The organism is Nocardia sp. NRRL WC-3656, from assembly GCF_000720265.1.
In the GTDB taxonomy this organism is placed as follows: Bacteria; Actinomycetota; Actinomycetes; order Mycobacteriales; family Mycobacteriaceae; genus Nocardia; species Nocardia nova.
In genome coordinates, this window is the sequence record NZ_JOJF01000001.1 from 101687 (window position 1) to 114788 (window position 13102).

Annotated in this window: 12 protein-coding genes; 7 read left to right on the forward strand and 5 right to left on the reverse strand. The window is 68.9% G+C overall.

The genetic code is table 11. The features are described 5' to 3' along the window. The first annotated feature begins 147 nt into the window (after positions 1–147). Genes kstD through IG65_RS0100490 form a run of 3 tightly spaced genes read left to right on the forward strand, consistent with a single transcriptional unit; the run spans position 148 to position 3466 of the window. On the forward strand, positions 148–1893 hold the full coding sequence (kstD, locus tag IG65_RS0100480) for a 3-oxosteroid 1-dehydrogenase (RefSeq protein WP_036522669.1): 1746 nt from the start codon (positions 148–150) through the stop codon (positions 1891–1893). 2 nt (positions 1894–1895) lie between these two features. Next, positions 1896–2627 carry a glucose 1-dehydrogenase gene (locus tag IG65_RS0100485; RefSeq protein ID WP_030512776.1) on the forward strand — a complete coding sequence of 244 codons (732 nt, stop codon included), beginning with the start codon at positions 1896–1898 and terminating at the stop codon, positions 2625–2627. A 17-nt stretch (positions 2628–2644) separates the two neighbouring features. Further along, complete coding sequence (locus IG65_RS0100490) at positions 2645–3466, forward strand: SDR family oxidoreductase (RefSeq protein ID WP_030512777.1); 822 nt, start codon at positions 2645–2647, stop codon at positions 3464–3466. A gap of 44 nt (positions 3467–3510) precedes the next feature. Here the strand turns inward: IG65_RS0100490 and IG65_RS0100495 are convergent, their stop codons facing one another. After that, positions 3511–5244 carry an AMP-binding protein gene (locus IG65_RS0100495; protein WP_030512778.1) on the reverse strand — a complete coding sequence of 578 codons (1734 nt, stop codon included), beginning with the start codon at positions 5242–5244 and terminating at the stop codon, positions 3511–3513. Between the two features lie 275 nt (positions 5245–5519). Here IG65_RS0100495 and IG65_RS0100500 point away from each other — a divergent pair, with 275 nt between their 5' ends. Then, a complete protein-coding gene (locus IG65_RS0100500; protein ID WP_063833518.1) occupies positions 5520–7649 on the forward strand; it encodes a pyruvate, phosphate dikinase in 2130 nt (709 codons plus the stop codon). Continuing rightward, positions 7615–8421: a tyrosine-protein phosphatase gene (locus tag IG65_RS0100505; protein ID WP_051755070.1), complete on the forward strand. Its 807-nt coding sequence runs from the start codon at positions 7615–7617 to the stop codon at positions 8419–8421. The genes IG65_RS0100500 and IG65_RS0100505 overlap by 35 nt, the downstream gene beginning before the upstream one ends. Before the next feature lie 6 nt (positions 8422–8427). Here IG65_RS0100505 and IG65_RS0100510 read toward each other — a convergent pair whose 3' ends face one another. Next, positions 8428–8613: a hypothetical protein gene (locus IG65_RS0100510; RefSeq protein ID WP_030512781.1), complete on the reverse strand. Its 186-nt coding sequence runs from the start codon at positions 8611–8613 to the stop codon at positions 8428–8430. Positions 8614–8739: 126 nt separating this feature from the next. Between IG65_RS0100510 and IG65_RS0100515 the strand changes: the two genes are divergently transcribed. Further along, on the forward strand, positions 8740–9189 hold the full coding sequence (locus IG65_RS0100515) for a co-chaperone YbbN (RefSeq protein ID WP_036522809.1): 450 nt from the start codon (positions 8740–8742) through the stop codon (positions 9187–9189). On the opposite strand, the gene IG65_RS0100520 is transcribed toward IG65_RS0100515, so the two are convergent. The 3 genes from IG65_RS0100520 to IG65_RS0100530 form a co-directional block, all read right to left on the reverse strand. Further along, complete coding sequence (locus IG65_RS0100520; RefSeq protein WP_051755072.1) at positions 9186–9437, reverse strand: cold-shock protein; 252 nt, start codon at positions 9435–9437, stop codon at positions 9186–9188. The genes IG65_RS0100515 and IG65_RS0100520 overlap by 4 nt on opposite strands. A 121-nt stretch (positions 9438–9558) precedes the next feature. Continuing rightward, positions 9559–10542, reverse strand: a complete 984-nt coding sequence (locus IG65_RS0100525; protein WP_030512784.1) for a GlxA family transcriptional regulator — start codon at positions 10540–10542, stop codon at positions 9559–9561. Between the two features lie 60 nt (positions 10543–10602). Then, positions 10603–11991, reverse strand: coding sequence for an MFS transporter (locus tag IG65_RS0100530; RefSeq protein WP_156055441.1), 1389 nt, complete (start codon positions 11989–11991; stop codon positions 10603–10605). 71 nt (positions 11992–12062) lie between these two features. Here IG65_RS0100530 and IG65_RS0100535 point away from each other — a divergent pair, with 71 nt between their 5' ends. Further along, a complete protein-coding gene (locus tag IG65_RS0100535) occupies positions 12063–13085 on the forward strand; it encodes a GlxA family transcriptional regulator (protein WP_231508997.1) in 1023 nt (340 codons plus the stop codon). The last annotated feature ends 17 nt before the right edge of the window (positions 13086–13102 follow it).

Below are 13102 nucleotides of genomic sequence, written 5' to 3' on the forward strand. Positions count from 1 at the left end.
GCTCCCTGTCGTCGCGTGTATGCCTAATCGAAATAGTCCTTTCCGGACCCGCACTGGTCAGCCCGAAGTCCCGCTGGTCGGGACCGTGCCGTGTCGGCGCGGCCGAGCGGCCATAGCGTCGAATGCAACGACGGGGAAGAAGGACGGATGACACAGGAATTCGAATTCGACGTGGTGGTCGTCGGCTCGGGCGCGGCCGGTATGACCGCGGCATTGACCGCCGCCTATCGCGGGCTGTCGGTGACGCTGATCGAGAAGAGCCGCAGCTTCGGCGGATCCACCGCGCGCTCCGGTGGTGGTATCTGGATCCCGAACAATCCGGTGTTGCAGGCCGCGGGGGTGCCGGACAGTCCCGAACTGGCTCGGACATATCTGAAAGCCGTTGTGGGCGACCGCGTTCCGCAGGAAAAGCAGCGTGCCTTCCTCGATCACGGGCCGGAGATGATGCGCTACATCGGTGCGCGCAGCAAATACTGGCAGTTCGTCTACGACCGCGGCTACTCCGACTACCACCCGGAATTCCCGGGCGGGCTGGCTCAGGGGCGCAGCATCGAACCGGCTCCGATCGACGGCCGGCTGCTCGGTGGTGATCTGCACAAGATCAACCAGCCCACCATGTCGGGGCCGAAGGGAATCGCCTTCACCGTCAGCGACTTCCACGATCTGAACATGATCGCCCGCACCTGGGCGGGTAAGCGCACCGCGATGAAGGTGGGCGCGCAGGCCGTGGCGAACAAGCTGCGCGGCCGGCGGCCGCTGAGCCTGGGCAAGGCCCTGGCCGCGCGGCTGTGGCTGTCACTGCGCGACGCGGGGGTGCCGGTGTGGCTGAACACCCCGCTGACCGAGCTGGTCACCGAGGCCGGCGCGGTGGTCGGGGTGCGCGCCGAACACCAGGGCGTTCCGGTGCTGATCAAGGCGCGTCGCGGCGTGGTGCTGGCGGCGGGCGGTTTCGAACACAACCTGGAGATGCGCAAGCAGTACATCTCCGGGCCGCAGTCCACCGACTGGACGGTCGGCGCCACCGAGAATGTCGGCGAGGGCATCGTCGCGGGCCAGAAGGCGGGCGGCGCGGTCGATCTCATGGACGACGCGTGGTGGGGTCCCTCGGTGCGCAACCCCGAGGGGCCGCCGTTCTTCTGCCTGGCCGAACGCGCGCAACCCGGCGGCATCATGGTCAATCACGCCGGGCAACGGTTCGTCAACGAGTCGGCGCCGTATGTGAATGTCGTGCACACCATGTACGAGCAGCAGGCCGCAGGGGTGGACCACATCCCGGCGTACTTCATCATGGATCAGACCTTCCGGGATCGGTATCTGTTCCTCGGCAATTTCCCGAAGCGCCCGATTCCGCAGAAGTATCTCGATGCCGGAATCATCACCCAGGCCGATACGCTCGAGCAGCTGGCGAACAAGATCGGCGTTCCCGCGGCGACGTTGGCGGCCACGGTGCAGCGCTTCAACGGTTTCGCCCGCAGCGGGCGCGACGAGGATTACGGTCGCGGCGATTCCGCCTACGACCGGTATTACGGCGACCCCACCGTGCAGCCGAATCCCTGTCTGGCCCCGCTCGAGCGAGGGCCGTTCTACGCCGTGGAAATGGTGCCCGGCGACCTGGGCACCAAGGGCGGGCTGTGCACCGACGAATATGCCCGCGTGCTCGACGAACAGAACGCACCGATCGCGGGTTTGTATGCGGCGGGCAACAATTCGGCGTCGGTCATGGGTAACGACTACGCGGGCGCGGGCGCGACGATCGGGCCCGCCATGGTCTTCGGGTACATCGCCGCCAACCATCTCGCCGACGCACGCGAACCGCAGGCCGCGGCCGCCGCATCGGCGTCGAAGCGGGCGAGCAACGGCCGCAGGGCCGCCGCACGCACGGGACAGGAGTGACCATGGGCAGGATCGACGGTAAAACGGTCGTCGTCACCGGCGCAGCCCGGGGAATGGGCGCGGCGTTCGCGCAGCGGCTCGTCTCCGAAGGCGCCTCCGTCGTGATCACCGATGTGCTGGCGGAGGAGGGCAAGCAGACCGCCGCACGGCTGGGCGATGCGGCGCTGTTCCTCACCCACGACGTGACCGACGAAGCCGCGTGGAACGACGTTGTCGCGCAGGCGGAATCGGCGTTCGGACCCGTCTCGGGCCTGGTCAACAATGCCGGCATCGTGCATGTGGATCCGATCGAAACCCTCGCCGAAGCCGACTACCGCAAGGTGATCGAGGTAAATCAGGTCGGTGTCTTCCTGGGTATGAAGGCCGTTGTCGGATCGATGCGGCGGGCCGGTGGCGGGTCGATCGTGAACATCTCCTCGGTCGGCGGGATCATCGGCTTCTCCAACATCCTCGGTTACACCGCCTCCAAATGGGCGGTGCGCGGCATGACCAAAACCGCGGCACAAGAGTTCGGCCCCATGGGAATTCGCGTCAACTCGGTGCATCCGGGTGTGGTGATGACCGAAATGACCACCGATTCGGCGCGGTCGAATTCGATGTTCCACGATCAGCCGCTGGCGCGTCCCGGCACCCCGGAGGAATTGGCGAATCTCGTGCTGTTCCTCATTTCCGACGAGTCCGGTTACAGCACCGGTTCGGAATTCGTCGCCGACGGCGGATTCACCTCCCACTGACACAAAGGATTTCCGCGGTGAAGAATTTCGCAGGTAAGACCGCCGTGATCACCGGCGCCGGCGCCGGCATCGGCCGTGCGCTGGCATTGGAGCTGGCCGGCCACGGCGCTCGCCTGGCCCTGTCCGGCCGCAATATCGACAATGTCGCCGAGACCGCCGCACTGTGCGAGAAGAAGGGCGCACACGCTCGCGCCTACCGTCTCGACGTCACCGACCGGGACGCGGTGTACGCCCACGCCGACCAGGTGGCCGGCGATTTCGGTGGGGTGAACATCGTGGTCAACAACGCGGGTGTGTCGCTGACCGCCAGCACCGAAGAGGTCAGCTGGGACGATTTCGAATGGATCGTCAACATCAACTTCTGGGGCGTGGCCTACGGGACGAAAGCGTTTCTGCCGCACGTGATCGCGTCCGGTGACGGTGCGATCGTCAATGTGTCGAGCATGTTCGGCCTGGCCGCCTGCCCGACCCAGGGTGCCTACAACGCGACGAAGTTCGCGATCCGGGGTTTCACCGACGCGTTGCGCCAGGAGATGAAGATCGCCGGGCACAACGTCGCGGTGAGCTGCGTCCATCCCGGCATGATTCGGACCGAGATCGCGTGGAAGGCGCGCGCGGGAGCCACCCGGGACCGCGATGCGCTGGCCGCCAACTTCGACCGGCTCGCCAAGACCAGTCCGGAGCAGGCCGCCAACGCGATCGTCGACGGCATTCGCAAGGACAAGGCGAAGGTGCTGATCGGCAACGACGCCCGGATGATCGACCTGCTGCCGCGGATCTTCGGTTCCGGATATCAGAAGATCCTCACCGCGCAGATGCGCAACGAAGTCAGCAAGTAGGCCACTCGCGGCCGGGCCGGCGATCACCGGCCCGGCCGCGAACATCATTGCGCGCAACGTAATCGGCGCTTGTCCACCTTTCCCGCCGGAGTGCGAGGCAACCGGTCGAGGATCCGCACCGTGCGCGGAATCTTGTATCCGGCCAACCGGGTGCGACACCACGCGAGCAGATCGTCCGCGTCGAACGGCACCGTCCCGGAGGGCACCACGAAGGCGGCGCCGACCTCTCCGAGGCGCTCGTCGGGTGCGCCGACGACCGCGACCTCGGCGATCCCCGGATAGCCGCGCAACGTCTGTTCGACCTCGGCCGGAGAAACGTTGAAACCGCCGACGATGAACATATCCTCGAGCCGATCGGTGACCCGCAGATAACCGTCGGAGTCGAGTGCGCCGACGTCACCGGTATGCAGCCACCCCTGCGGATCGACGGCGGCGGCAGTGGCGTCCGGGTCGTCGAGATATCCGCCCATCACATTCGGGCCGCGCACCACGATCCTGCCCGGCGTACCGACCGGCACCTCGCGACCATCGGTACCCAGGATGCGAATCTCGCTGCCCGGCAACGCCTTACCCACGGTGTGGGCGGTGCGCTCGATATCCGTACCGGGCGGGCAGACCGTGACCACGCCGACGGATTCGGTGAGACCGTAGGCGGTGAACACCTGATCGGCGCCGAGGTCGGCGCGCATCCGGGCGATCAGCTCCGCCGGGATCGCCGTGCCGCCGGTGCCGGCCAGTCGCAGCTCCGGGTAGGACCGCCCCACCGCGAGCAGATCGGTGAACACCGTTGGCGGGCCGGCGAGTACGGTGATTCGCTCGGCCGTCATGAGATCCGCCGCGGATCGTGGATCGAACACCGCCACCGGAAACATGGTGGCCGCCCGCAACAGGCAGGCGACGATGCCCGCCTTGTATCCGAAGGTGTGCGAGAACGGATTGACCAGCAGGCAGCGATCACCGTGGCGCAAGGTGACCGCGCTCGCCCACCGATCCAGCACGGCGAGGGTTTGCCGATGGGTCGTCAGGACTCCCTTGGGCGTGCCGGTCGTGCCGGAGGTGAACAGAATGTCGGAGACTGCTTCCTCAGATACCGCGTCGGTGCGGGACCGCGCGTCCGACAACGGGATTCGCTCGGCTCCGGCCAGGAACGCCCGCCAGCCGGTCGGTGCGCTGCCCGACAGGCGCCCGGCCGGGGACGACTGGGCACCGGTTCCGGCCGAGTCCCGATGCGACCCCGATGCTCCGGCGGATGCGAACACATCGTCGGCTGTCTGTCGAGCCGCCGCTGTGCGGCGGGAGTAGGCGATCTCGGGCGCGGCGCCGGTGCTGTCCATCGTGCGCGTGTCGGACAGCAGGACCGTGAAATCCAGATCCGGCAGGACGCCCTGATCCGTGAGCAGGCTCGGATAGTCGATTCCCAGAAATCCGCGCACCGTAAACAGCCCACGGCATCGGGTGCGGCGCAGAATGTCCGCCGCTTCCGGTCCGCGCAGCCGGGTGCCGATCGGAACCAGGGTGGCGCCCGCGCCGAGCAGGCCCAGTGCCGTCACGATCCAGCGCGCACTGTTGGGCGCCCAGATCGCCACACGATCCCCGGGGGTCACGCCGCAGGCCATCACCGCGCGGGTCACCCGCGACGCCTCGGCGTGGAGTTCGGCGTAGGTGAGGCGGGTGCGGCCCTCGACGATCGCGACGGTCGGCCCGTTCCGGCGTGCCTGTTCGGATACCAGAGCCGGGATCGTCGCCCACGCTGTCGGAAATTCCGGCTCCGCCGTCATCTCTTCGCACACCATCGCTGTCCGGATATACCCTGTCGAACACACCTCGCCGGCCGCCGGTCGGGCGGTCCACGGCCCATGGTGCCGCAGGCAGGTGCCGCGCAGGCCGTTCGCACACCACGAGTCCCGGTCAGTGGTATGGCGCGCTCACCGGCGGGTCCGGCATCCGCTGAGCGGGACCATCGCTACTGGCCCGAGCCGGTCGGCGGCACTCTCGAAGGATGACCGGGGCGGCAGGGGGTTCGATGCCTCGATGGATGGACCGAAGGAGTGACATGACCGCGGGTGCGGAGCTGGCCCAACGATCCGAGACCGTCGTCGGACTGGACGGCAACTGCCCGTTGTCGCGGGACCGGATCGGCGGCAAGGCATGGAGTATCAACCACATGCGCGGGCTCGGGCTGCCGGTGCCGCCGGCATTCGTGCTCACCACCGACGCGTGGCGTGATTTCACCGAGCGGGGCGCGATCGCCGACGACATCTGGCGGGCGGTCTGCGACGGCGTCGCCATGCTCGAGCACGGCACCGGCCGCACCTTCGGCTCGATCCGCCGACCGCTACTGGTATCCGTGCGCTCGGGCGCGGCCGTGAGCATGCCCGGCATGATGGATACCGTTCTCAACCTCGGCATCAACGACGGCGTCGAACAGGCGCTTGCCGCGGCGACCGGCAGCGCCGGCTATGCCGCCGACACGCATCGGCGCTTCCGGGCGCAATATCGTGAGACGGTGCTGCAGACGCCCGACGGCGTGGTGCCGGCGGACCCGTGGGAACAGCTGCGCGCGGCGATCACCGCGGTGTTCCGGTCGTGGGATTCGGTGCGCGCCAAAGCGTATCGGCGCAACCGCGGCGTGTCCGACAACCTCGGCACCGCGGTCACCGTGCAGGCGATGGTGTTCGGCAACCTCGACGACGCGTCCGGCACGGGTGTGCTGTTCAGCCGCAACCCGAACACCGGCGACGGGCCGGCCTACGGGGAATGGCTGGTCGGTGGGCAGGGCGAGGATGTGGTGTCCGGCCGCACCACGCCGCGGCCGCTGAGCGACCTCGCCGCCACCCAGCCGCAGGTGCACGACCGGCTGATCGCCGCCGCGGAGCTGCTCGAACGCGACGGGCGCGATATCCAGGACATCGAATTCACCGTGGAATCGGGCACGCTGTGGATGCTGCAGTCGCGTCCGGCGAAGCGTTCGGCGCGGGCGGCGGTGCGGGCCGCGGTCGCGATGGCGGAGGAAGGGCTGATCACTCCGGAGGAGGCGCTGCGGCGGGTCGGGGCCGACCAGATGCGCGTCGTCCTGCAGCCCGCGACCACGGCGGCGGATGCGGGCGAAGCGCTGGCTCGCGGCGAATCGGCCTGTCCCGGTTTGGCTTTCGGTGTCGCGGTCGCCGACCCCGACGAGGCCGAGGCGCGCGCGGCGGCGGGGGAGAACGTCGTCCTCGTCCGGCCGACGACCAGTCCCGATGATCTGCCCGGCATGATCGCGGCCCGTGCGGTGGTCACCGAACTGGGTGGTACCACCTCGCATGCCGCACTGGTGAGCCGGGAACTCGGGCGGCCGTGTGTCGTCGGATGCGGCCCGGGTGTCGTGGACGCGCTCGCGGGGCGCGCGGTCACCGTCGACGGCGGCGCCGGCGTGGTGTGGGCGGGCGAGGTCGCCGGTGGAGATGTGGACGGCGCGGTCCTCGACGATGTGCGCAGGCTCGCCGAATGGGCGGACGTGGCACCCGATGAACTCGCGGGGGCGCTCGCCGGTGACGCGGAAGTCGTTGTGTCAGAAGCTGTTGCCCGAACCGTGAGTGAACTGGAACTGCTGCGGCTGATCGGGGTGAAGGGCCGGGTGCGCGGTGACGCGGTGGCCGCGAGCCTGGGCGGCGACGCGGACGAGGTGAGCGCGCGATGCGCGGATCTGGTCGCCGGTGGTTTGTGCGCCGACACGCCCGCGGGTGTGCGGTTGACGCCCGATGGGCGAAATCGCCTGGCCGAGTTGCTGACCGCCGAACGCGGCGAGGTGGACACCACCGCCATGACCGCCGCCTACGAGGACTTCTGCGTGGTCAACGCGGAGCTGAAGGAGATCGTGACCGCGTGGCAGATGAAGGACGCGGCCACACCCAACGACCACGGCGACGCCGAATACGATGCGGCGGTGCTGGACCGGCTCACCGACCTGCACACCCGGGTGCGGCCGCTGGCCGAGCGGCTGGGATCGATCGCGCCGCGGCTGGCCGGGTACCGCGAGCGGCTGGAGACAGCCGTCGAGCGGATCGCCGACGGTGACCACGCCTGGGTGGCGCGGCCGATCATGGACAGCTATCACACCGTGTGGTTCGAACTGCACGAAGATCTGATCGGGTTGTGCGGACTCAGCCGTGCCGACGAAGCGGCGGCCGGCCGTGCCGAGTAATCCGATCGCCCGGGAATTCGACGCGACCCGGCGCTGGGTCGACTTCGAAGAAATCGACAACCTCCGTGATCTCGGCGGGCTGCCGGTCGGCGGCGGTACGACGCGATTCGGCGTCGCGCTGCGGTCGAGCACCCTGCAGCAGGCGACCGAGGCGGATGTGGCGTTGCTCCTGGGCTCGGTCGGGATGCGCACCCTGATCGACCTGCGGCTACCCGACGAGGTGGAGCGGGAAGGCTATGGCCTCCTGGCCACCGTGGCGATCGAGAAGGTGAACCTGCCGGTCCGCAAATCGGCGCAATCCTCGCTCGCCGCACGGGATCTGGTGCCGGACAAGACCCGCGTGGATCTGGCGCAGCTGTACGGACAGCTGCTCGCCGGCAGTCCAGAGGAGATCGTCGCCGCGGCGCGGCTGGTCGCCGATGCCGACCGGCAGGCGGTCGTATTCCATTGCGCGGCAGGTAAGGACCGCACCGGAGTATTGGCGGCGGTACTGCTCGATGCGGTGGGGGTGGCGCCGGAGGTGATCGCCGCGGACTACGCCCTCACCAACGAGCGGATGACGCGGGTGCGCAACCGGCTCGACGCGCTGAATTCCTATGCCGGGCTGCCGCCGACGAGCACCGGGATCCTGGCTGTCGAAGCGGCCGTGATGCTGCGGTTCCTCGACGACCTGCGCCGCGACCACGGCGGTGCCGCCCGCTGGCTGCGCGAGCACGGGCTGACGGCCGAGGAGCTGACGATGTTGCGAGCCGCCCTGGTCACCGGGTGGTGAAGGCCCTCACCGCGAGTAGTCGCGGAAGGTCATCACGAAGGCGGGTGCGGCAATCATGAGGAGCAGGATGTAGGCCAGGACCTGCAGGCCGACATACGGCAGCTCGTGCACCCAGATGCCCAGGAACAGAACGCCCAACAGCAGCACCACGCCGTAGAGCGGTGTTCGTTGCGGGTGGTCGCCCATACCCATGACTCCACGATACTCAGCCGGGCCGCCGTCCGACAGCGCTCGATGAGCCGCAGGCTCGAACCCTGCTGTGACCGGCGATCCATGGGAGAATCCGGAATCGACGATGGCCGACGCCGGGAGGAACCCATGCCCACCCAACCGTTGACCCAGCAGAACTTCGAGCAGGTGATCGCGAGCCATGCGATCGTGCTCGTCGACTTCTGGGCCTCCTGGTGCGGCTGGTGTACTCGCTTCGCCCCGATCTTCGCCGAATCCGCGGCCGCGCACCCGGAGATCGTGCACGCCACCGTAGACACCGAGGCCGAGCAGGCCCTTACCGCCGCCGCCCAGATCACCAGCCTGCCGACCCTCGTCGCATTCCGCGAGGGCCTGCTCGTCTACTCCGATCCGGGCTTCCGGACCGCCGCCCAACTGGAAGAGGTCATCCAGCAGATCCGCTGGCTCGACATGGACGAGATGCGCCGGCAACTCGGCGCCCGGACCCCGGCCGTCCCCGCACCGAACCCGCCGATGGCCCGCGCCGGCGCGGCTACCGGCCGCCCGCACTACGGCTGGCCGGGTCTGAACCCCGGCTAACCCTCCGCTGACCTGCGGTGACCGTCCACGTCGATGCGGCGCACCCGTGTGGCCCGGTATCGAAAGCTGTCCTGCTGTGCGGACTCGTAGTCGAATTCCACGCGATCGCCCGCGGCCAGCTCTCGAAAGCCCTCGCCCTCGATAGCGCTGAAGTGCACCCAGGCGTCGCAGCCGTCCGGGAGTTCCGCCGCGGCGATCGCGCCCCAGCCCTTCTCCGGACGGAAGAATTTCACGGTTCCGATCGCCATCGGTCCATGATGTCAGTCGCGACGGCGGTCATGACTACCTTCTTCCTTGGAGGACAGGCTTTTTCGGGCAAGACGGAGCGCCGGGCCGGGCGGGCGCCCGGTCCGGTCGTCGCAGGGGAGATCAGGCGGAGGTGCGGAACCGCCGGCGGTACGCGCCGGGGTTGGTACCCAGCCGTCGCAGGAACGCCCGGTGCAGGGTCTCCACCGAACCCAGTCCGGCGGACCGGGCTACGCGCGACAGCGGGAAGTCGCTGGTTTCCAGCAACCGCCGGGCCGACTCGACGCGCGCGGCTTCGACATAGGCGGCCACGGTGAGCCCCATCTCCTGCCGGAACACCCGCGCGAAATGCCGCTCGCTCAGGCACATTCGGCTCGCCAGTGCGGCGGCGGACAAATCGGCGTCGAGATTTTCCGCGATGTAGGTGCGCAGTTGTTCGATATCGCGGCGGGCCGGCGCCGGACGGCGCAACGGCACGCTGAACTGACTCTGGCCGCCCTGCCGGCGCAGGTAGACGACGAGTTGGCGGGCCACCGACAACGCCAGATCCTCGCCGTGGTCGTCGGCGACCAGCGCCATGGCGAGATCCAGGCAGGCACTGATTCCGGCGCCGGTCCACACCCGGCCCGAGCGCACGAAGATCGGATCCGGATCCACCACGACCGCCGGATGGTCCGCGGCCAGCTGTCCGGCCGTCGACCAATGGGTGGTGGCCGTTTTCCCGTCCAGCAGCCCGGCGGCCGCCAGCAGATGCGCACCCACACAGACCGAGGCGATCCGGCCGGTGCGCGGCGCGACCTCGCGCAGCCAGCGAACCACCTCGTCGTCGACGCGGGCGAGCGGGCCGGACGGCGCCGGATCCACCGCGCCCGGCACGATGAGAGTGTCCACGCCCGAGTCGATGTCGTCGAAGGCCAGATCGGTGACCAGCCGGATGCCGGCCGAGGTGCGCACCACACCTCCCTCCGGTCCGGCCAGTAACACCTCGTAGCCGGCGGTACCGCCGCTCTCCCGATTGGCTAGTGCGAACACCTCCGCCGGCCCGGTGACGTCGAGCAGATCCACGTCCGGAAAGGCCGCGATAACCACACGATGCTTCGATGACATGCCTCCCATCCTCTGGGTTGCCCCGTGGCGATCGCAACGACGGATCACTGTCGGATCCGGTCATGTGCGCGGACGGAACGCCCACCCCGCTGCCGCGGCCAGCAATCCCATCGCCGCCATATAGAGCCAGCCGGCGCGGAAATCGGCGAGGTCGTAGCCCGCGGTGCGGGTGAGGATCGCGGTCAGCACGGCGACGCCGAGTGCCGACGCGGTCTGGCGCGCCATCATCAACGTGCCCGAACCCAGGGACAGTTGATCCGGCGGCAGCAACGACGAGGCGCCGAACAGCGGCGGTTGCAACAGTGCCGTACTGACGCCCGCGAGCACGGCTCCCGGCAGGAAGACCAGCGGATACGAAGCGCCGCAACCGCTCAGAGCGATCCACCACCCCGCGCCCGCCGCGATGGCGAGCCCACCCAGCGCGGCGGAGGCACGGGCGCCGATGCGAGCGACGAGGCGGCCGGACAGTGGTGACACCACCAGGCAGCTGATCGGAATCGGTGCGATCCCCAGGCTGGCTCCCAGTTCGGAGTAGTGCCTTTGCGCGGTGAGATACAGGGTTCCCGAGAGCAAGAGGGCCGCGAAGGCCAGGTAGTAGCAGAACACGCCGAGGGTGGCGATGCGAAACATGCTGTGCCGCAACACTGCCGAACTCACCACAGGATCGGGATGGTGTCGCACGTGGTAGGTGAAGGCCGCCGCGAGTGCGACCGCTCCGGCCAGTGTCGCGACCGTGGCCGCCGACCCGTAGCCCCACGCCGCGGCTTGAACGAAGACGGTGGTCAGTGCTGCGGTGGCGCCGAGAATCAGTGCGGCGCCGAGCAGGTCGAGCCGGCGCCGCACCCGCGCCCGGATGTCGGGCAGTACCCGCCATCCGACAGCGAGCGCCGCCATCGTGATCGGCACGTTCAGCCAGAAGATCCACCGCCACCCCCATTCGAGCAGCAGACCGCCGATCACCGGGCCGCTACTGGCGCCCGCCGCGGCGATCGCGGTCCAGATCCCCATCACGGTCGGATGTTCACGAACGTCGAAGGAGGGCAACACGAGTCCGAGGCCGGTCGGAACCAGCAGCGCCGCCGCCGCGGCCTGCACGACCCGCGCGGCGATCAAGACCACCAGTGTCGGCGCGACCGCGCAGCCGATCGAGGCCACGCCGAAAAGTGTCATCCCGATGAGGAATCCACGTCGGCGGCCGGTGTCGTCGGCCAGGCGGCCCGCGGGGACCAGCAGTGCGGCCATCACGATCGTGTAGGCGTTGAGCACCCACGACACGGTGTTCGGAGAGGCGCCGGCGAAGGAGGTCTGCAGGGTGGGGAAGGCGACGGTGACTGCGAAGAGGTCGAGAATCGCGAGGAATTGCGCGACGCTCGCCACCGCCAGAATCCGCCACCGCCGCGGCGATTCGGTGATCGGCGTATCCGCGCGAACATTGGCCGTAATTGTCATGTATGCAACTATTCAGCCGCAGAACCATCGGATCGAGTGGCAGATTCGCCAACATGCGCTAGATTTCCGACATGACTGCCGAGGTGATGCGCGAAGCCGGACACGCCGGAACAGTGGCGGTCGCGGTGGCGCCGGGCCAGCCGGTGTTCGAGGTCGCGATCCCGTACCAGGTGTTCTTCGAACCGCCGCCCGGGGTCGACGCCGAGCAGTGGTATCGACTGCGCATGTGCGGCCCCCGCGGCACCCGGCATGCGACGCTGCGCGATCCGTTCGTCACGCTGACCGATTACGACTACGACGATCTGATCGCGGCCGACACCGTCGTCGTCCCGGCGACCCCGAACGTGCGCGAGGAGCCACCCGCCGAATTGGTGGCGGCCGTGCGCGCGGCCTACGAGGCGGGAGCGCGCATCGCCGCATTGTGTTCGGGCGCTTTCGTTCTCGCGGCGGCCGGTCTGCTCGACGGGCGCCGCATGACCACACATTGGAAGCATGTCCCGGCCCTGCTGGAACGGTATCCGCACCTCGATGTCGACGCGAGCGTGCTCTACATCGACGACGGGCAGATTCTCACCAGCGCGGGAACCATGGCCGGGATGGATCTGTGTATCCACCTGATCCGCAAGGACCTCGGCTCCCGCGTCGCCAATGCCGCCGCACGCGGACTGGTGGTGCCGCCGCACCGCGCGGGCGGGCAGGCGCAGTATCTGCGGAATCCGGTGCCGGTCGACGCGGCCGATCCGGGCGTGGCCGCGACCCTGCAGTGGGCGCTCACCCGGCTCGACACCGTACTGACCGTCGGTGACCTGGCCCGGCACAGCGGACTCAGCGAGCGGACCTTGGCCCGGCGATTTCATGCCGAACTGGGCACGACCCCGCTGCGCTGGCTGCTCACCCAGCGCATCATCCGAGCGCGAGAGTTGCTGGAAACCACCGACCTCGCCGTCGACGTGGTGGCCGAGCGCTGCGGCCTGGGCAGTGCGGCGAATCTGCGCGCCCATTTCGGGCGCGAGGTGGGTGTGTCGCCGAGCGAATACCGGCGGTCGCACCGGAGCAATCGGCACGAGGTGGTCGTGGCGGCGCAACACGCGTAGACCCGGTGCGCCGCAGC